Annotated in this window: 15 protein-coding genes; 5 read left to right on the forward strand and 10 right to left on the reverse strand. The window is 70.8% G+C overall.

Annotated features, from left to right (window positions below; genetic code table 11):
• Window positions 1-884: 884 nt before the first annotated feature.
• The 6 genes from AB0877_RS06805 to AB0877_RS06830 all read right to left on the reverse strand — a co-directional run bounded on the left by AB0877_RS06805 (window position 885) and on the right by AB0877_RS06830 (window position 8,061).
• Complete coding sequence (locus tag AB0877_RS06805; protein ID WP_366607683.1) at window positions 885-2,195, reverse strand: sigma-70 family RNA polymerase sigma factor; 1,311 nt, start codon at window positions 2,193-2,195, stop codon at window positions 885-887.
• Window positions 2,196-2,216: 21 nt separating this feature from the next.
• Window positions 2,217-2,618, reverse strand: coding sequence for a YciI family protein (locus AB0877_RS06810; RefSeq protein ID WP_210786655.1), 402 nt, complete (start codon window positions 2,616-2,618; stop codon window positions 2,217-2,219).
• 93 nt (window positions 2,619-2,711) lie between these two features.
• A complete protein-coding gene (locus AB0877_RS06815) occupies window positions 2,712-4,847 on the reverse strand; it encodes an alpha-galactosidase (protein WP_366607345.1) in 2,136 nt (711 codons plus the stop codon).
• Window positions 4,844-5,758, reverse strand: a complete 915-nt coding sequence (locus AB0877_RS06820) for a carbohydrate ABC transporter permease (protein WP_366607347.1) — start codon at window positions 5,756-5,758, stop codon at window positions 4,844-4,846. The genes AB0877_RS06815 and AB0877_RS06820 overlap by 4 nt, the downstream gene beginning before the upstream one ends.
• Window positions 5,755-6,711, reverse strand: coding sequence for a sugar ABC transporter permease (locus AB0877_RS06825; protein ID WP_366607349.1), 957 nt, complete (start codon window positions 6,709-6,711; stop codon window positions 5,755-5,757). The genes AB0877_RS06820 and AB0877_RS06825 overlap by 4 nt, the downstream gene beginning before the upstream one ends.
• 21 nt (window positions 6,712-6,732) lie before the next feature.
• Complete coding sequence (locus tag AB0877_RS06830) at window positions 6,733-8,061, reverse strand: ABC transporter substrate-binding protein (RefSeq protein ID WP_366607351.1); 1,329 nt, start codon at window positions 8,059-8,061, stop codon at window positions 6,733-6,735.
• Between the two features lie 282 nt (window positions 8,062-8,343).
• Between AB0877_RS06830 and AB0877_RS06835 the strand changes: the two genes are divergently transcribed.
• The 3 genes from AB0877_RS06835 to AB0877_RS06845 all read left to right on the forward strand — a co-directional run bounded on the left by AB0877_RS06835 (window position 8,344) and on the right by AB0877_RS06845 (window position 12,312).
• Window positions 8,344-10,362, forward strand: a complete 2,019-nt coding sequence (locus AB0877_RS06835) for a beta-galactosidase (RefSeq protein ID WP_366607353.1) — start codon at window positions 8,344-8,346, stop codon at window positions 10,360-10,362.
• A 1-nt stretch (window position 10,363) separates the two neighbouring features.
• Entirely contained in the window at window positions 10,364-11,140 is a 777-nt protein-coding gene (locus tag AB0877_RS06840; protein ID WP_366607355.1) for a DeoR/GlpR family DNA-binding transcription regulator, read from the forward strand.
• Window positions 11,141-11,361: 221 nt separating this feature from the next.
• Window positions 11,362-12,312: a sporulation protein gene (locus AB0877_RS06845; protein ID WP_366607357.1), complete on the forward strand. Its 951-nt coding sequence runs from the start codon at window positions 11,362-11,364 to the stop codon at window positions 12,310-12,312.
• Between the two features lie 67 nt (window positions 12,313-12,379).
• On the opposite strand, the gene AB0877_RS06850 is transcribed toward AB0877_RS06845, so the two are convergent.
• Entirely contained in the window at window positions 12,380-12,757 is a 378-nt protein-coding gene (locus AB0877_RS06850) for a hypothetical protein (protein WP_357231521.1), read from the reverse strand.
• A gap of 177 nt (window positions 12,758-12,934) precedes the next feature.
• Window positions 12,935-14,977 (reverse strand): glycerophosphodiester phosphodiesterase family protein, encoded by a 2,043-nt coding sequence (locus AB0877_RS06855; RefSeq protein ID WP_366607359.1) that lies wholly within the window; start codon window positions 14,975-14,977, stop codon window positions 12,935-12,937.
• 191 nt (window positions 14,978-15,168) lie between these two features.
• Here AB0877_RS06855 and AB0877_RS06860 point away from each other — a divergent pair, with 191 nt between their 5' ends.
• Entirely contained in the window at window positions 15,169-15,588 is a 420-nt protein-coding gene (locus AB0877_RS06860; protein ID WP_366607361.1) for a hypothetical protein, read from the forward strand.
• A 55-nt stretch (window positions 15,589-15,643) separates the two neighbouring features.
• Here the strand turns inward: AB0877_RS06860 and AB0877_RS06865 are convergent, their stop codons facing one another.
• Both AB0877_RS06865 and AB0877_RS06870 read right to left on the reverse strand, forming a co-directional pair.
• Window positions 15,644-17,938, reverse strand: coding sequence for an ATP-binding domain-containing protein (locus tag AB0877_RS06865; protein WP_366607363.1), 2,295 nt, complete (start codon window positions 17,936-17,938; stop codon window positions 15,644-15,646).
• Window positions 17,939-18,151: 213 nt separating this feature from the next.
• Window positions 18,152-19,279 (reverse strand): hypothetical protein, encoded by a 1,128-nt coding sequence (locus tag AB0877_RS06870; RefSeq protein WP_366607365.1) that lies wholly within the window; start codon window positions 19,277-19,279, stop codon window positions 18,152-18,154.
• 95 nt (window positions 19,280-19,374) lie between these two features.
• On the opposite strand from AB0877_RS06870, the gene AB0877_RS06875 reads away from it, so the two are divergent.
• Window positions 19,375-20,031, forward strand: a complete 657-nt coding sequence (locus AB0877_RS06875) for a response regulator transcription factor (RefSeq protein WP_366607366.1) — start codon at window positions 19,375-19,377, stop codon at window positions 20,029-20,031.
• Window positions 20,032-20,059 lie beyond the last annotated feature (28 nt).

Consider the following 20,059-nt stretch of genomic DNA (forward strand, 5'->3'; position numbering starts at 1 on the left):
CCTGCGCGGCCCCGCCGTCCCGGCCTGCGCGGCCCCGCCGTCCCGGCCTGCGCGGCCCCGCCGTCCCGGCCTGCGCGGCCCCGCCGTCCCGGCCTGCGCGGCCCCGCCGTCCCGGCCTCCGCCGCCCCGGAGGCCGACCCCGGCCTTCGCCGCCCCACCACCCGGTGTCCGCCGCCCCGGAAGCCGGCCCCGGCCTGCGCGGCCCCGCCGCCCCCGACGCTCCGGTCCGCTCCGGTCCGCGTCGGCCCGCGCCGCTCCGGCCGTGGATGATTCATTTACGGCATCAGCTCTAGAGGCGGTCCGGCACACGTCCGCCTGCTGATGCGCGTCGAGTGACGGGCGCTGGCCCGCCCTGTGGTTCCGACCGTCGCCCCCGTCGCACTCCGCCGCTCCGGCCTCCGCCGCTCCGGCCTCCGCCGCTCCGGCCTCCGCCGCTCCGGCCTCCGCCGCTCCGGCCTCTGCCGCTCCGGCCTCTGCCGCTCCGGCCTCTGCCGCTCCGGCCTCTGCCGCTCCGGCCTCTGCCGCTCCGGCCTCCGCCGCTCCGGCCTCCGCCGCTCCGGCCCGCGCCACGCCGGCGCTCTGCCGCTACGGCCGTGGATGATTCGTTTACGGCATCAGCTCCAAAGGTGGTCCGGCACGCGGACGCCTGCTGATGCGCGTCGAGTGAGGGGGTGCCGGCCCGCCCGGTGGTCCCGAGCGTGACGGCGACGGCGACGGCGGTGGTGGTGGTGGTGGTGCGAAGGCGCCGGCACGGAAGATCTTGGACACTTTCCGTTTCGCGATGACGGAAACTGTCCAAGATTGCCAGCCTTGGCGGGTGAGGCTGCTGCCGTACCTCAGATGGGGCGCTTTCGGAGCGGGGCCCCGGGGTCGCGACACGTCGCCTACTGCGATCGTTCGACGGGCAGAACCGCTGAGGCAGACAGGTCGTTCACGGCTGTGAGCGTTGGAGGCGGGCCGTCCCCGGGCTGGGCGGCCAGTCGGGCTGCTCGCATGGTCAGGTAGAGCTGCTCGGGGCGGCTGCTCGTGCGGGCGGCGGCGATCCGATAGCCGGCGATCGCCCGGGCCTGGTCACCGGCCATCTCGTGCAGGTGGGCTCGGGCGGCGGCCAGCCGGTGGTGTCCGGCCAACTGCGGGTCGTCTGTCAGCCCGTCGAGGGCAGCCAGGCCGGCGGCCGGTCCGTGCACCATGGCCGTCGCGACGGCCCGGTTGAGGGCCACCACCGGGCTGGCGGCCAAGCGTTCCAGCACTTCGTACAGCGCCAGGATCTGCGGCCAGTCGGTCTGCTCGGCGCTCGGCGCCTCGTCGTGCAGGGCGGCGATGGCGGCCTGCACCTGGTACGGACCGACCGGCCCGCGCGGTAGGGCCCGGGTGACCAGTGCGACGCCTTCGGCGATCGCCGCCGAGTCCCATCGGCTGCGGTCCTGATCGGCCAGTGAGATCAGCTCGCCGGACGGCCCGGTCCGCGCCGGACCGCGGGCCTCGGTGAGCAGCATCAACGCCAGTAGCCCGGCTGATTCGCTGTCGTTGGGCAGCAGCGTGTGCAGCGCGCGGGTCAGCCGGGTCGCCTCCACCGCGAGGTCGACGCGACGCAGGTCCGGCCCGGTGGTGCTGGTGTGGCCCTCGGTGAAGACCAGGTAGAGCACCTGCCGTACGGCGACCAACCGGTCCGCCCGCTCCGCCGGCTCGGGCATCCGGAACGGCAGCCCGGATGCCCGGATGCGCTGCTTGGCCCGGCTGATCCGCTGCGCCATCGTCGCCTCGGGCACCAGGAACGCGCGGGCGATCTCGGCGGTGCTCAACCCACCGACGGCGCGCAGGGTCAGTGCCACCGCCGACGTCGGCGCGAGCGCCGGGTGACAGCAGAGGAAGAGCAGCACCAGCGTGTCGTCCCGCTCGGCGGTCAACTCCTCGTCCGGGGCTGGCGCGTACCGCTGGTCGTCCGGATCCCGGCGGGCGACCAGGTCCTCCCGGCGGCGTCTGGCCTGCTCACCGCGGACCAGCTCGATCATTCGCCGGTAGCCGACCTGGATCAGCCAGCCACGGGGGTTCGCCGGCAGTCCCTCGGTCGGCCACTGGGTGGCGGCGGCCAGCAGCGCCTCCTGGACCGCGTCCTCAGCGGTGGCGAAGTCACCGAAGCGGCGGCTGAGCACGCCGAGGACCTGCGGCGCCAACTCGCGCAGCAGGTCCTCGATGCGGAGATCGCTGTTCAGTCCTCACAGCTCCTGTGCCGGGGCGGACATCACCGGGTGCACCTCGATCGGCATGTTCAGCGGACGGCCACCGGGGCCGGGTGCCGTGGAGATGTGCGCGGCCAACTCCACGGCCCGCTGCGGGCTCTCGCAGTCGACGATCCAGAAGCCGGCCAGGAACTCCTTCGTCTCGGCGAACGGCCCCTCGGTGACCACCGGTGCCCCGCCCTCGCCGGCGCGGACGATCCGGGCCTGCTGCGGGCCGCCGAGCCCCTGCCCGTCGACCCACTCACCGGCGGCGGTGAGCTTGGCGTTGACCTCGCCCATGAACGCGATGTGCGCCCGGACCTCGTCCTGGGTCCAGGTGTCGATGCTCGGGAAGTCGGTCCCGGCGGCGCTGAACTGCATCAGCAGCATGTACTTCATCTTGGCTCCTCACGCCTGGGCACCGTCGTCGGTGCTCTCACCCTGAGGTAGAAGCCGGCCCCGCCGTTCTCGACACCCCGAGCAAAAGAATTTCTAGCCGACGGCGTCGACCTCCAGCACCAGGCTCTGCTCCGGGTGCAGGGCGGGCAGTTGCACACCCACCCGGGCCAGCGCCGCCCCGCTGAGGGTGAGACCACCCGCCAGCCAGGTGGGCGGGGACAGTTCGATGCTCGCCGGGCCCGGTACGCCCGACACCTGTCGCACCCGGTACCGCCGGCCGGGGTCGAGGCCGGGCAGCCGCACCGCGCCGGGGACCTGCGTCACCGATGTGGTCAGCCGGGCCACCGCGTACACCGCTCGGGTGTTGTCGTGGGCGACCACGCCGTGCGCCCAGACGGCCGGGTCCGGGTGGTCGACCCGGACCACCCGACCAGCGTGCAGCAGCGGACGCAGCCGTTTGTGCAGCGCCACCCAGGCGGCCAGTTCGGTCTGCTCGGCTGCGCTGATCGAGGCGATGTCCCACTCGATGCCGTGGTGGCCGAAGAGCGCGGTCGCCGCCCGGAAACCCAGGTCGTGTACGCGGTGGGTGGTGTGTGAGCGTTCCGGGCCGATGTGGGTGCCGATCAGCTCCGGTGGCAGCAGCAGCCCCGTCCAGCGTTGGATGCTGAGCCGCTCCAGGGCGTCGTTGCAGTCGCTGGCCCAGACCCGGTCGGTACGCGCCAGGATGGCGAGGTCCACCCGGGCCCCGCCGGACGAGCAGCTCTCGATCTCGACGCCGGGGTGCCGATCGCGTAACTCGTCGAAGAGCCGGTAGACCGCGAGGGTCTGCCCGTGCACCCCGGGGTGGCCGTGGTGCCCGGCCTCGGTGAGGTCCCGGTTCTGGTCCCACTTGAGGTACCGGATGCCGGGGTGGTCGGTGAGCAGCGTGTCGAGACGTTCCAGCACGTAGGCGTACGCCTCGGGGCGGCCCAGGTCGAGCACCTGCTGGTGACGCCAGGCCGGCGGCAGCCGCCCCGGCGCGGCGAGCACCCAGTCGGGGTGCGCGCGGAACAGGTCCGAGTCGGGGTTGACCATCTCCGGCTCGACCCAGAGGCCGAACTGGAGACCCTGGCCGGTGACGTGCTCGATCAGCGGGTGCAGGCCGTCGGGCCAGACGCCCTCGTCCACGTACCAGTCGCCGAGCCCGGCGGTGTCGTCGCGCCGGCCGCGGAACCAACCGTCGTCGAGCACGAACCGCTCCACGCCGATCTGCGCGGCCCGGTCGGCGAGCGCCCGCAGCCGGTCCAGGTCGTGGTCGAAGTAGACCGCCTCCCACACGTTGAGGGTCACCGGGCGGGGGGAGCGCGGGTGCCCGGGGCGGGCCCGGAGGTGGGTGTGCAGCACGTCGCTGAGCCCGTCCAGCCCGGCGTCGGACCAGACGGCGTAGAGCAGGGGAGACTCGTAGGACTCGCCAGGGCCGAGCCGGACCTCGCCGGGAGCCAGCAGCTCTCCACCACCCACCGTGGACTCACCGGTGGGCCGGCGTTCGGCGAACGTGACGTGGTCGCCGCTCCAGGCGGTGTGCACCGCCCAGACCTCCCCGTGGCCGAAGCCGAACCCGGCGGTCCCGGCCACCAGCAGCAGAGTGGCGTCGTGCCCGGTGCGGCCGCGCCGGCCCTCGCGAACCCAGGTGCCGTGCTGCCACGGGTGCCGCTGCGGGGACCGTTCCCGACACCATCGGCCGGTCAGGTCGAGCAGCTCGGTGGCGACCGCCGGCACCGGCAGCGCCGATGTCAGCTCCCGCAGCTCGTACGCGCTGTCGCCGTCGTTGCGCAGCCGGTGCCGAACGGTCAGCAGACCGTACGGGTCGAGCGTGATCTCGATGGTCAGGGTCAGCCCGGCGGCTGGGTCCGACGCCCGCACGGTCAGCAGCGCCCCGCCCGACCCGGTGTCGTGCCCGTCCAACCCGTCCAGCCGGAACGCGGTGGACCAGTCTCGTCCGTCGCGGTGCCCGGCCAGACCTGGTCGGCCGCTCCAGCCGGCGCTCGCCTCCGGCAGCAGGGACAGAACTGTCGGCTCGTCGAAGCTGCTCGGCACCACCGGCGGCACCGACGCGTCGCTGAGCTGGCGCAGGCCGTCGTCGTCGAGGGCGCCGACGTCGCCGCCCCAGTGCACGACCCGGGGCAGCCCCGGGCCGCGCGCGTCGAGCACCAGGCTGGTCCGCGCGCGGCGCAGGTGCAGGATCGTCATCCTTTGGATGCTCCCAAGGTCAGGCCCCGAACGAAGTGCCGCTGGAGCATAAAGAAGATCACCAGGGTGGGGATCGCGACGAGCACGCTGCCCGCAGAGACCAGGTTGTTGTCGGTGAAGAACTCACCGCGCAGGTTGTTGAGCGAGCTGGTCACCGGGAACTTGTCGCCGGTGCGCATGAGGACGGTGGCCCAGAAGAACTCGTTGTAGATCCAGGTCACCTCCAGCGTCGCCAGCGCGGCCAGGGCCGGCCGGCACAGCGGCATGGTGACCTGCCAGTACTGTCGCCAGATGCTCGCCCCGTCGACCATCGCCGCCTCGTACAGGTCACGGGGCAGCGCCTTCATGTAGTTGCTGAGCACGAAGACACAGAAACCGCACTGGAAGGCCACGTTGATCAGGATCAGGCCCCAGTAGCTGTCGTACAGCAGCTCCGAGTCGCTCATGAACTCCGGCAGCGGCACCTCGGTGAACAGCCGGAACAGCGGGATGAGCAGCGCCTGCTGGGGCAGCAGGTTGGCCGCGGTGAAGACCCCGAGCAGGACGAGGTTGAGCTTCCAACTGAACCGGGCGATGACGAACGCCACGCAGGACGCGAGGAAGAGGGTCAGCAGCACCGCCGGCACGGTGATGTAGATCGAGTTGAGGAAGTGCTGCCCGAACTCCGCCGTCCGCCAGGCGGTGACGTAGTTGTCGAACGTCCAGCCGCCGAAGGAGACGTAGCCGTTCGCGGCGGTGTAGTCGTAGGAGCGCAGCGAGGTCAGCACCGCCCAGGCGATCGGGAAGAGCCAGGCCAGCGAGACGACGATGAGGAAGCCGTGCAGCAGGATCCGTAACGGGGTCAGCTTGCGGCGGAGCGGCGGCGTGTCGGCCCCGCCCTCGGTACGCCGGGTGGCGGTCGCGGTGCTCATTGCCGGTTCTCCCTCATCACGGTCGCCAGGTAGATGGTGATGAAGACCAGCGAGACGACCAGCATGATCGTTGCCAGTGCCGAGCCGAAACCGATCCGGCTCGCCTCACCCACCACGTTCTGGGTGACCAGAGCGGAGATCAGCTCCAACCCGTTGCGGCCCTTGTTGACCACCCAGACCAGGTCGAACGCGCGCAGCGACTCGATCACGGTCACCACCAGCACGATGATGTTGATGGGCCGCATGACCGGGAACACGACGCGGAAGAACGTCCTGCGCTCCGAGGCGCCGTCGACCGCCGCGGCCTCGCGCAACGACGGGTCGACCCCCTTCAGTCCGGCCAGGTAGAGCAGCATGATGTACCCGACGTGCCGCCACCCGGAGGCGACCATCACCGCCCAGATGTTGACGTTCGAGTCGCCGTACCAGTCGATGCTGCTGCCGAAGACGGCGTTGATCAGCCCCTGGTCGCGGGAGTAGAGCAGCTGCCAGACGAAGCCGATCAGCGCCAGCGAGAGCACCACCGGCAGGTAGAGCGCGGTCTGGTAGAAGCGGCTGCCGCGCAGTTCCTTGTCCAACAACACGGCGAGGAACATGCCGAACGGGGTGGCGACCACGAACAGCGACGCGAGCCAGAGCAGGTTGTGCTGGATCGCCGGCACGAACGGCGGGTAGATGTTCACCACGTCGCTGTAGTTGCGGGCGCCGACGAACTCGATCTCGTTGAGGGGGCCGATGCCGTCCCAGTTGGTGCCGGAGAGCAGCACGGTGGCCGCCGCCGGCAACCAGACGAGCCCGGTGACGAGCAGCAGCGGGACGAGCACCATCAGCGTGATGACCACGCGGTCGGTGCGGGACATGAGCCGTAGCCGCCGACGACGACCACCCGTGGAGGTGGTCGCGGCCGGCGGCGGCACGGCGCGATCCGCTTGGATCAGGGGCAGGTCGGACACGATGTCCTCCCCCTTCCGCCGTCAGTCGGTGAAGATCGACTTCTTCTGGTTCTCGATGGACGAGGTCAGGCCGTCGATGTCCTTGGGGTTCTTGATGAACTGCTGGATCGCCGGGATCATCACGGTGGAGGCGAAGTCCGGCCGGGTGTCGCGGTCGAGGAACTGGGCGATCTCGGTGGCCGACCCGACCAGTTCGGCCGCCTTCTTCTGCAGCGCGGTGTAGCCGCTGACCTCCGCGCCGCTGTTGGCGACGAGCACGGCCGGGTCGTTCTTGAGGTTGATGTCCGCGGCCGCCTTGCCGCCGAGGTACTCCAGCAGCTTGCGCGCGTTGTCCTCGCTCTTGGGCTTGCGGGCCATCATGTAGCCGTCGATCGGCGCGTCGAGGGCCTTCGCGCCGATGGCCGGGTCGATCTCGGGGAAGGTGAAGAAGTCGAGGTCGTCCTGCTCGTCATTGCTGAACTGCTGGCCGACGAAGAGGCCGAGCAGGTACATGCCGCTCTTCTTCTGCTGCAAGGACTGCGCGGCCTCCTGCCAGGTGCGACCGAGGCTGTCCGGCTGGTGCAGGGGGAGCAGGCCGGCCCAGGTGTCGAAGACCTTCTTGACCTTGTCGGAGGTCCAGGCCTCCTTACCGGCCATCAGGTCGACGTGGAACTGGTAGCCGTTGACGCGGAGGTTGAGGATGTCGAAGGTGCCCATCGCCGGCCAGCCGTCCTTGTCGGCGAAGGCGATCGGGATGAGCCCGTCCTTCTTCATCTGCGCGCCGAGGTCGGTGAACTCGGTGATGGTCTTCGGCACCTGGTAGCCGTACTGCTGCCAGACCGACTTGCGGTAGAAGACCGCCCACGGGTAGTACGTCGCCGGGACGAAGTACTGCTTGCCGTCGTCGCCGGTCGATGCCTTCTTGAAGGCGTCGGAGAAGCCGGAGAGCTTGCTCCACACGTCGCTGACGTCGCTGGCCAGGCCCTTCTGTGCGAAGAAGCGCATCCGGTAGCCGGCGAACCAGGTGAACACGTCGTCCGGCTTGCCCTGTAGGTAATTGTTGATGTTCTCCTGGAACGTGTTGTGGTCGACCGTATTGATCGCGACCTGCACGCCGGACGAGGTCTTGAATCCGTCGGTGACCTTGACCAGGACGTCCTTCGGCTTCGGGTCGGACTGGTTCGAGCCGAGCGACACGTCCTTGCTGGACCCGCCGGAGCCGGAGTCGTCGCCACAGCCGGCGAGCAGGCCGGTGCCGAGCAGCGCGCCCGTGCCGGCCGCTCCGGCCAGCAAGGATCGTCGGTTGATGCCGGCGACTGAGGGCGGTACGAGCCGAGCCAGGTACTCGGCTTGGGATTGGGGACGGGACATCTGTGCCTCCTGCGGATGAGAAGGAGCTACGCCCAAGGGCCTCAGGGTGGTGAAGGCAGGTCCAGCGTCGTGATCACACATTGAGATCCACCGAGAATCCACATTGGCGAACACGAACGGCCATTGGGGCCTCAAGCTACCCTGCGGTCGGGCCCTGTCAAGAGGGCTGTTCGCCTCCGCTAACCCAGTCGTGATCCGGCTGTTACCTGGTAAACGTTGGAAAGAACCTCGATGTTGGAACCTGTTGACTTCGACGGGCCGGCGGGTGCACCCTCGGCTGTCATGCGGCGATGGCAGGGTGACGGCATCTATTTCGGCGGCGACTACAACCCCGAGCAGTGGCCCGAGGAAACCTGGTCCGAGGACGTCGACCTGATGCGCCAGGCCGGGGTCAACCTGGTCTCCGTCGGCATCTTCTCCTGGGCGTTGCTGGAGCCCACCCCGGGGCGGTTCGAGTTCGGCTGGCTGGACCGGGTGCTGGATCTGCTGCACGACGGTGGCGTCCAGGTCGACCTGGCCACCGCCACGGCCAGCCCGCCGCCGTGGTTGGCCCGCGCGCACCCGCAGACGCTGCCCCGCCGGGCCGGCGGCGCGATCCTCTGGCCGGGCGGACGACAGGCGTACTGCCCCAGCTCCCCGGTGTTCCGCGAGCGGTCGCTGGAGTTGGTACGCGCGGTGGCCGGCCGGTACGCCGAGCACCCCGCCGTGGTCATGTGGCACGTCTCCAACGAACTGGGCTGCCACAACGTGCACTGCTACTGCGACGTCAGCGCCGAGGCGTTCCGCGGCTGGTTGCGCGAGCGCTACGGTGACCTGGACCGGCTCAACGACGCCTGGGGCACGGCGTTCTGGAGCCAGCGCTACGGCGACTGGGCCGAGATCAACCCGCCTCGCGACGCGCCGACCTTCGCCAATCCGACGCAGCAGCTGGACTTCCTGCGGTTCTCCTCCGACGAGCAGCGCGCCCAGCTGCGCGCCGAGCGGGAGGTGTTGCAGACGCTGGTCCGGCAGCCGATCACCACCAACTTCATGATCGGCCTGGGCGTCAAATACATGGACTACCACTCCTGGGCGTCCGACGTGGACCTCGTCTCCAACGACCACTACCTGACCGCCGCCGACCCGCAGGCGCACCTCGGGTTGGCGCTCGCCGCCGATCACACCCGGGGCGTCGCCGGCGGCGACCCGTGGCTGCTGATGGAGCACTCCACCAGCGCGGTCAACTGGCAGCCCCGCAACGTCGCCAAGCTGCCCGGGCAGATGCGCCGCAACAGCCTCGCGCACGTCGCCCGCGGCGCCGACGGGGTGCTCTTCTTCCAGTGGCGTGCCTCCCGGGCCGGGGCGGAGAAGTTCCACTCCGCGCTGGTCCCGCACGCCGGGCCGGACACCAAGGTGTTCCGCGAGGTCTGCCAGCTCGGCGCGGACCTCAGGGCCCTCGCGGAGGTACGCGGCAGCCGGGTGGACGCCGACGTGGCGATCCTGTTCGACTGGGAGGCGTGGTGGGGTGTCGAGCTGGATTCGCACCCCAGCGCCGACGTCACCTACGCCGACCGGCTGAACGCCCTCTACGGCTCGCTCTGGCGTGCCGGTGTGACGGCCGACATCGTCCACCCGTCGACCGACCTCAACGGCTACCGACTGGTCCTGGTGCCGACCCTCTACCTGGTCCGGGACGCCGACGTCGCCGCGCTGCACCGCTATGTCGAGGCCGGTGGCACGGCGGCGGTCACCTACTTCAGCGGCATCGTCGACGCCGACGACCACATCCGGCTGGGCGGCTACCCGGGCGCGTTCCGGGAGTTGCTCGGCGTCCGGACCGAGGAGTTCTTCCCGCTGCGCGAGGGCGAGCAGGTCCACTTGGACGACGGCAGCACCGCCGACGTGTGGACCGAGTGGGTGCACCCGGACGCCGCCGAGGTGCTCGCCTCGTACACCGATGGGCCCCTGCCGGGCGTGCCGGCGCTGACCCGGCACCGGGTGGGCGACGGCGCAGCCTGGTATGTCGGCACCCGGCTGGACGAGCCGGCCACCGACCGGTTGGTGGCCCGGCTGCTCGCGGAGGCCGACGTCCGCCCGGCGGCGCCGGCACCCTCGGGCGTCGAGGTGGTCCGCCGCCGCGACGCCGACCGGACCTGGCTGTTCGCGATCAACCACACCGACACCGAGGTACGCCTACCGGCGCACGGCGTCGAGTTGTTGACCGGAGGATACTGCGTCGGTGAGCTGGCACTGCCGGCCGGTGAGGTGGCGGTCGTCCGTGAGGACCGGCCCGATGCCGTCGCTGTGAAGGAGGTTCCCTGAGTTGCTCGCCCAGCAGCGGCAGACCGCGATCCTCGATCTGATCCGCCAACGTGGCGGGGTACGGGTGAGTCAGCTGGTCAGTCGGTTCGGCGTCTCGGACATGACGATCCGGCGCGACCTGGAGGTGTTGGCCGACCGGGGCCTGGTGGACAAGGTGCACGGCGGCGCGACCCTCGCCGGGCCCGGTTCGGCCGAGGAACCCGGCTTCGCCGCGAAGTCGATCCGCCAGCAGGCAGAGAAGCGGGCCATCGCCGAGCGGGCGGCGACGATGGTGGAGCCGGGGATGGCCATCGCGCTCTCCGCGGGCACCACCACCGCCGCGCTGGCCACTCTCCTCTCCGACGTACGCGGGTTGACAGTGGTGACGAACTCGATCCCGGTGGCCGACGCGCTCTACCAGAACCCGCGCGCCGACCAGACCGTCGTGTTGACCGGTGGCATCCGCACCCCGTCGGATGCGCTGACCGGGCCGGTGGCCGAGGCGGCGATCAGCGCGCTCAACGTCGACCTGCTCTTTCTCGGTGTGCACGGCCTCAGCCCACGGACCGGCTTCACCACACCCAACCTGCTGGAGGCCGGCGTCAACAGGTGCCTCATCGGCGCGGCCCGCCGGCTCGTGGTGCTCGCCGACCACACCAAGTGGGAGACGATCGGTATCGCCACCATCGCCCCACTGGAAGCCGCCGACGTGCTGATCACCGACCGTGGACTGCCCGCGGAGGCCCGCCCCACGATCGGTGAGCAGGTAGGCGAGTTGGTGATCGTCGAACCAGGCTGACGACCGCCTGATTCGTTTGCGACATCAGCTCCAAAGGCTCAGCACCTGACGTCCGCCCTCCGCCGACGCTGATCGGCAGGCGGACATCGATCAAGCGCCGCCGGCGGGACGCGCCCGTCGCGTGGCGCTTCACAGCCACCTCACAGGGGTGCCGGATAGGGTGCCGTTCGAGTCAACGTCCGACTCCAACCTGGAGCGGTCGGCGTCGCACAGGAGTTCCGATGGTCTTCAAGAAGATGTTGAGCGCGTTCGGCGTGGGCGGTCCCAGCGTGGACACCGTGCTGACCAACCCCAACACCCGGCCCGGCCTGACCCTCGACGGGCAGGTCAACCTCGTCGGCGGCGACGCTGAGGCAGCCATCGAGCAGGTGGTGATCGGCCTGGTCACCCGGGTCGAGGTCGAGGGACACGACACCGAGTACGCGGGCACCATGGAGTTCCACCGCATGGCGGTCAGCGGTGCGCTCCAGCTCGCCCCGAAGCAGCAGCTCTCGATCCCCTTCCAGATGCCGGTGCCGTGGGAGACCCCGATCACCGACGTGTACGGCCAGCGCCTGCACGGCATGACGATGGGTCTGCGCACCGAGCTGGCGATCGCCCGCGCCGTGGACAAGAGCGACCTGGACCAGGTGGCGGTGCACCCGCTGCCGGTGCACGAGCGGATCCTGGAGGCGTTCCAGCGGCTCGGCTTCCGGTTCAAGCACGCCGACCTGGAGCGGGGCCACATCCGGGGCGTGCAGCAGACGCTGCCGTTCTACCAGGAGATCGAGTTCTACGCCTCCCCGCAGTACGCGAGCACCATCAACGAGGTCGAGCTGACCTTCGTGACCAACCAGCGCGGCGTGGAGATCATCCTGGAGTGCGACAAGCGCGGTGGGTTCCTCAGCGCCGGGCACGACGTGTTCGGCCGCTACCAGGTGGCGCACACCGACGCTGACCGGGTGGACTGGGCGCAGGTCGTCGACGGTTGGCTGCGCGAGACCACCTCCCGCTACGGCAGCCTGCGCTCCCAGTACGGCCCGAGCCACGGCCACGGCCACGGCCGGGGCGGCATGGGCATGGGCGGCATGGTGGCCGGTGCGGCGCTCGGCGTCGCCGGCGGCATGATCGCCGGTGAGATGATCGAGGACGCGTTCGAGGGCGACTTCGGCGACTTCGGCGGCGACGAGTAACGAATCCACACACGACGACAGTGGCCTCCGGGAGAGTCTCCCGGAGGCCACTGTGCGCTACGGCCGGTCAGTGCCGGGCCTTGCGCTCCTCGCTGCTGCGGTGATTGCTGCCGGCCTTGGCCAGGCCTCGGCTACCGAGGTAGCCAAGCGTCAGCAGGGTGATCAGGAACCAGGCGTTGTCGGCCCGGAAGATGTCCACCCCGGCGGAGTTCTGCCCGACGACCTGCGACGCGCCCAGTACGGCGGCCACCGCGATCAGGTAGATCCAGAACTCGGTGGTCTTGAACGCCTGCTTGGTCTCCGTACCGGGTGCCTGCATGTCGTTCCGGTGCCCGTCCCGCATGACCGGCATCTGCTGGGTCTGCATGTCCCGCATCTGAGCGGGGTTCTGCGGGTCGTTCATGGGCCGGTTCATCGGCCGGGTGGAAGCAGCCTGCGTGCTCATCTGGTCCTCCTCAGGATGCGATGAGTCGTACCTGCATCTCCTCGCCCCGCTACCGCGTTTCGGCCACGGCACGGTTCGCTTTCGTGGCGGGGACAACCCCCGACTACCCGAGGCCCCCGAGCAGGTAACACCGATCGCCGGCCGGAAAAATCCGGCCGGCGATCGGAGGTCGGCAGGTCAGCGCAGGCCGTTGCGCATCGCCACGCTCACCAGAAGGCCCGGGTCGTCGGTGATGATGCCGTCGACGCCGAGGTCGATGACCCGCTGCATCACAGTGGCGTCATCGACGGTGTAGGGAATCACCTTCAGCTTGTCGCGCGTCTGAAGGGTCCGGACGTCCGGTCCGTGGAAGTATGCCGGGTTCTCCCGCAGGTACCAGTCGGCCGAGGCGACAGTGCCCTGCTTCGGGTCGTGCACCTGCCAGTTGGCGGAGACCGTGCCGGCGCCCGCGGCCCGGGTCAGCTTGCCGAGGTCCTGGTACTTCCACCAGTCCAGTCCACCGGTCCAGGGGCTCTTCACCGACGGGTTGCCGTAGACCGCCTCCAGCGAGCACTCGTCGGCGAGGGTCGCGCACTCGGCCGGGCCGTACTGCCAGACCAGGCCGACGGTGCCGATCCGCCGGTCGAGCTGCCGGGCGTACGTGATGGTGCGCCAGTCGAACGACTGGATGGTGGCCCGGCTGGTGAAGCCGGCCCGCTGGATCGCGTCGACGAGCTTGCGGGTGAAGCTGCGGTACGGCTCGGTGTCGTTCACCACCGGGCTGATCTTCGTCTCGATGTTCATGCCGACGTCGGTGCGGCCACTCGCCTTCATCAGGGCGAAGACCTCGTCCAGGGTCGGGATCCGGGCACCGGGCGCGGGCACCTGGGCGGGCAGTTCGGGCAGCGTCTTCGTGCCGCAGTCCACGGTCTTGAGCTGCGCCAGGGTCAACTCGTGCACCGGTTTGCCCACGTACGGGAACTTCGGGTCACCGCGGCGCACCGGCTTGGTGTCGACGCAGTGCGACCCGTTGACGGTGCGGTCGTGCAGCACCACGAGCTTGCCGTCGGCCGTCACGTTGGTGTCCAGCTCCAGCGTGGAGATCGCCCGGTTGGACAGCGCGTTCGCGAACGCCGGCAGGGTGTTCTCCGGCCGGGTGGCCCGACCGCCCCGGTGCGCCTGGATGTCGAACGGCGCGGCGTACGCCTTCGGCAGCCGGTAACCGCGCTGCGCCAGTACGCCCCGCAACCGGTCCGGGTAGTCGGTGATCATGCCGTCCACGCCGTCGTCGATCAGCTTGCTCATGGTCGGCACGTCGTCGACCGTCCACGGGATCACCTTGATCCCGTACCGGTGCGCCTGGGCGACCATCTCCTTCGTGACGTACGGCTTGTAGCCGGGGTCGGTGACGGTGCCGTTCTGCGGCATCCCGTGCACCGGCGAGAAGGCGCTGGCGCCGAAGCTGCGGATCGCCGTGATCGGATCGCCGCCGAAGTCGTCGATGTCCAGCCCACCCAGCCACGGCGACGCGCCCGGCTGACCGGTCTGGAGGAAGTCGTAGTTGGTCAGGGCGACCAGCGGCAGCTTCGGCTCGACCTGGCGCATGCGCATCAGCGCGCCCCAGTCGAAGCTCTGGATGGTGACCTGCTTGAGTAGCCCGGCGGCGCGGATCTCGCCCGCGGTGACCCGGACGAACTGTTCGCGCGGGGCGGTCTCGGTGGGCGCGCCGGCCTCGACCTTGGTCTCGACGTTGAGCTTCACGTCCTTGGCCTGGTAGCGGTTGACCAGGGCGAAGACCTCACGCAGCAGCGGCATCCGGGCACCGGGGACGGCGACCTGACCGGGCTTGTCCGGAAGTGTCTTCGACCCGCAGTCGAGCGAACGCACCTGGGCCAGGCTGAGCGTGTTGATGTACTTCCCGACGTACGGGAACTCCGGGTCGCCGGGCGTCACCGCAGCGGTGTCGACGCACTTGGTGCCGGCGACCTTCCGGTCGTGGGTGACGACGGCCTGACCGTCCTCGGTGATCTGCACGTCCAGTTCGAGGGTGCTCACCCCGAGCTGGAGGGCGTTGCCGAAGGAGGCGAGGGTGTTCTCCACCCGCAGCCCGAGGCCGCCCCGGTGGGCCTGCACGTCGAATGTCCGGTCCGGTCGTGGCTTCGCCTGAGCGGGCACCGCGAGCCCGGTCGTCACCGACGCGGCCACCAGCGCCGCGACGGCGGTACGGCGTACTCTGCGCACGCTGTCATCCCCTCCTGCCGGCGGGCATCTCCCACCGGTCGCGGGACAGCATGGACATCTCGGGCTGCGGGCAGGCGGCCAGCGGGCGGCGTGCCGGTGAACCGCCGTGGACGACCTCCCGGTCACGCCGGGTTTGGTCGGCCGATGGTCGGGCACGCAGTCGGTTCCACAGCTTCTGCGAGGTGATGGACGTGCGTGAGGACGACATGCGGCAGGACGCCGCCCGCGAGGCCGAGGATCGGATCGCCGGCGGTGTGTACGGCAAGGGTGCCCTCGACGAGGTGACGCTGCCCCGCACCGATGTGGAGAGTCAGATCCAGCGCGACGACCCGTTCGACCCGGCGAAGGAACGGATCGACCCACAGGTGCTGCGCGACGGTGGCCCCGTCGGCGGGCAGGGCGCGGTGACCACCACCGGTGGCACCGCCGGGCCGGCGAGCGTACGCCGGGTGGCCCGGCAGCCGGAGCGACACCCGGGCACTGTCGCACCGACCACCACCGGTGATGCCACGACCGGCGGCCTGAGCACCCCGATGGGCGGCGGCACCAGCGACCAGTCCACGTCGGCGACCGCCCCGGCAAAGTCCATCAGGGACAAATCCACCGACTAACCCCACCCACCGCCCCGACCGAGTGAGAGCTCGGTCGGGGCGGGTCGCCTCGTGGTCAGCTCGCGGGGCGCAGGACGCCCAGGCGTTGGGTGGCGCGGGTCAGGGCCACGTAGAGGTCGCTGCGTCCTCGAGGGGACTCGGCCACCATCCGGTCCGGGTCGACCACCAGCACCGAGTCGAACTCCAGCCCCTTGGCCTGGGCGACCGTCAACACCACCACCCGGCTCTCCAGCTCCGGATGCTCGCCGACGGCAGCCTCGGGCAGGGCGGCGAGCACCGCCGCGCCCAGCTCACCCACCAGGCCGGCCGGCACGAGCACCCCGAGCCGCCCCTCGCTCAACCCGGCCGCCTCCCGGGTGGCCTCGGCGACCAGCTCCGCCGCCAACCGGCCATCGGGGACCGCCCGGTCCCACGGCGGTACGCCGCTCTCCCGCACCGAGCGCGGCGGCCGCAGTGCCGGGTCGATCTCGGCCAGCACGTCGGCGGCGACCGCCATGATCTCGGCGGGAGTGCGGTAGCTGACCGTCAGCTCGGTGAGCCGCCACCGCTGCTCCACGTACGGGGCGAGGGCGTCCGCCCACGACGGGGTGCCGCTCAGCGCGCCGGTCTGCGCCACATCGCCGACGATCGTCATCGACCGGCTCGGGCAGCGGCGCATCAGCAGCCGCCAGGCCATCGGGGAGAGCTCCTGCGCCTCGTCCACGATCACGTGGCCGAACGCCCAGGTGCGGTCGGCGGCGGCCCGCTGCGCGGTGGTCAGCCGGTCGGCCTCCTCCTGCCGCTCCAACAGTCGATCCGCGTCGATCAGGTCGGTCACGCCGAGGATCTCACCGCCCTCGGCCTCGTCCTCGACGTCGATCGAGCGGGAGCCCCGGGCGATCTCCAGCACGCCCTCGGCGTACTCCCGTTCCATCATCCGGATGCGGTCCCGCCGGGCGGCTGCGGCGCGTTCGTCCTCGCCGAGCAGTTCGGCGGCCTCGTCCAGCAGCGGGACGTCGGCCGGCGTCCAGCCACCGCGCTCGCGGCGCAGCAGCGCCCGCTCGTCCTCGTCGAGCATCGGCGCGGCGGTGGCGATCCGGTCCGGGTCGGCGTACAGGTCGGCCAGCAGCCGCTGCGGGGTGAGCACCGGCCACAGCCGGTCCAGGGCGGCCTGGATCTCGGTCTCCTCGCGCAGCTCGCGCCGGATCTCGGCGCGGTCCGCCTCGTCGAGGAGGTTGTCCCCGCCGAGCGGGTCGGCGCCGATCCGCTCGGCCACCTGGTCGGCGAGCGCGTGCACGATCTCCACGTCGAACAGCGCGCGGGCCAGATTGTGCGGTCGGTCGGCGCGGCGGACCCGGTCCCGGGCCGCGCGCACGATCTCCGGGTCGAGGGTCAGCGTCTCCCGCTCGACCTCGATCTCCAGCGGCTCGTCCGGCACCCACTGCCGATCCCGTACGGCCAGCGCCAACACCTCGGCCAGCACCGCCCGGCCCTTGAGCGCCGCGGTCTCGGCCGGCTCGGTCCGTTGGGCGCTCACCCCGGGAAAAAGATCACCCTGGGTACGCAGCAGCACGCCGGTCTCGGCCAGCGTCGGCAGCACCTGGGAGATGTAGCGCAGGAAGGTCGCGTTCGGGCCGACCAGCAGGACGCCACGGCTGGAGAGTTCCCGCCGGTGCGTGTAGAGCAGGTACGCCGCCCGGTGCAGCGCGACAGCGGTCTTGCCGGTGCCGGGGCCGCCCTGGACCACCATCACGCCCGGAAGTTCCGCTCGGATGACCTCGTCCTGCTCGGCCTGGATGGTCTCGACGATGTCGCGCATCCGGCCGGTACGGCCCGCGTTGAGCGCGGCGAGCAGCGACGCTTCCCCGGTCAGCTCCTCGTGGGCGCCGGGGGAGGCGGTGTCGATGTCGAGCACCTCGTCGTTGAGCCCGGTCACCTTGCGCTGCCGGGTACGCAGGTGCCGGCGACGGCGTACGCCCTGCGGGTTCGCGGCCGTGGCGAGGTAGAACGGGCGGGCGGCGGGTGCCCGCCAGTCCATCAGCAGCGGATCGTAGTCACCACTGGTGTCGAAGATGCCGATCCGACCGATGTAGCGGCGGGAGTCGTCGTCGCCGTCGAGACGGCCGAAGCAGAGCCCGTTCTCCACGGCGGAGAACTGTTCGACCTGATCGGCGTACATCGCTACCGAGCTGTCGCGCTGCGAGCGGTCCTGGAGGGTGCCGCCGGTGTTGTGCAGTTCGGCGGTGAGCCGGTGGGCGGCCTGCTCGCGCAGTTGATCCAGCCGGTTGTAGAGCATCGAGACGTACTCCTGCTCGCGACCGATCTCGTCGTCGAGCGGCAATTCGCCGGAACCGCCGGAGTGCCTTGACAAGCCGTCTCCCTAAAGATTAGAATCCTTTGCAGGAACGGCTTTTAAGCCGTTCTTTTTTGTGCCTTCGAACTGTTGAAGATAGCGCGTTGCGCCGGTTCTCACCAAGCCGGGCGGTCCGGCGCGCCGGGTGACGTCGCCGCGCCTGACCCCGGGCCGGCCACAGCGAAGCGCCGGGCCGACCGTCAGGTCGACCCGGCGCGAACACCGCGGAGATCAGCCGCGCGCGGCCTCGTAGAGCCGCTCCGGCGTCACCGCTCCGGCGAGCACCCGGCCGTCGTCGGTGAGCAGCACGCTGAACAGCTTGCTGGTGAGGAGCCGACCGCTGCCCCAGTCACCACTGACCGCCGGCAGCCCGCCGAGCAGCTTCGACATGTCCAGGTCCGGTCCGGTCCCGGCCGGGGCAGCTGGCTGCTTCGGGGCGGGCTTCCGATTGGCGTCGGCCCCGTCGAGGCGGCCGACCAGCACTGTCGTCCAGCCGTCGCCGAACGCGCGGACCTGCGGGTCATCCGCCGGCTCGACGTGACCGGGCTTGCCCGTCGGGCGCTCGGCCTTCTCCTCGTCGACGGTCACGCCGGGCGGCGGGTTGAAACGGAACTGGTCGGCGTCGGGGCGGCGGTAGTCGACCTGGGTGAAGGCCACCTCGAACGCCGGCCGGTCGCTGCCCTTCGCCAGCACCTCGAAGCGCAGCGGCACGTGCTGCTTGGCGTCGATGGCGATCCGCAGCTGGTGCACCAGGGAGGCCTGGTCGCGCGGCTGGAGCACCAGCTCGTACGCGTCCTGTCCGGCGACGGTCGCCGACCGGCCCACGCTGACCTCGGTGCTCGGGTCGATCGCGTTCAACGCCAGGTCGGCGGCCTGCTGCGGGGTGGCCGGCAGGCTCGCTGCCGGTTCCGGGGCCGGCTTCCAGGCTCCGGCGTCGCCGCCCAGCGTGCGGTGGGTGGCGGTGTTGCTGCGGCTCTGCCACGTCCACAGGTCCTGGCCGTTGCGAATGATGTCCTGCTCGCCCAGCGTGTCCATCAGCGCGACCCGCTGCTTGTCCGGCCCGGAATACCAGACGCGCAGGGTGTGGGTGCCGGTCAGCAGGGTGGTCAACTCGTTGCCGGGGACCAGTCCGACGAGGGACGGCAGGCCGAGGTCGGCGCGTTGCACGACGGTCCCGGACAACCCCTCCAGCCGGGATGTCTGCAGGTCGACGAGGAGCTGAGCGGCGGTTCGGGGCGGCAGGCTCGGCTCGGCCTCGGCGGCGAACGTGCCGATCGCCGCGCCACCGCCGATGACGGCGACGGCTGCGGTGGCCGGAACCAGCCAGCGAAGGACGGGACGGCTTCTCAGGACGGACATGGTGGCACCTCCTGCGGCCATCTTGCCTCGTCCGTGCTGTGAACGCGCTGAGGACACCGAACCGCCCCGATTGACCCGGGTGGCACCCTTGAGCTGTGCGGGTGCTGGTGGTGGAGGACGAGGCCCGGTTGGCGGCTGCCCTGCAACGGGGTCTCCAGGCGGAGGGGTTCGCGGTGGACGTGGCGACGACCGGCCCCGCGGGCCTGGACGCGGCCCGGCACGGCGGGTACGACGCCATGATCCTCGACGTGATGCTGCCCGGCCTCTCCGGGTACGAGCTGGTCCGGCGGCTGCGCGCGGAACAGCACTGGCTGCCGGTGTTGATGCTCTCCGCCAAGGACGGCGAGTACGACCAGGCCGACGGCCTCGACTGTGGCGCCGACGACTACCTGACCAAACCCTTCTCGTACGTGGTGCTGCTGGCCCGGCTCCGGGCCCTGCTGCGTCGGGGCGCGCCGGAGCGCCCGACCGTCCTCGCCGTCGGTGACCTGCGGTTGGATCCGGCCCGCCGACGGGTGACCCGGGCGGACACCGAGGTGACGTTGACCGCGCGGGAGTTCGCACTGCTGGACTACCTGATGCGCCGGCCGGGCCAGGTCGTCTCCAAGGTCGAGTTGTTGGACCACGTCTGGGACGCCAGCCTGGAGACCGCGCCGAACGCCGTCGAGGTGTACGTCGGCTACCTGCGCCGCAAGCTCGGCCGGGACCGGCTGGAGACGGTCCGGGGCGCCGGCTACCGGCTGGCGACGTGAGCGCCGACGGCCCGGCCACCACCCGTCG

Source organism: Micromonospora sp. NPDC047644 (assembly GCF_040704315.1).
GTDB lineage: Bacteria > Actinomycetota > Actinomycetes > Mycobacteriales > Micromonosporaceae > Micromonospora.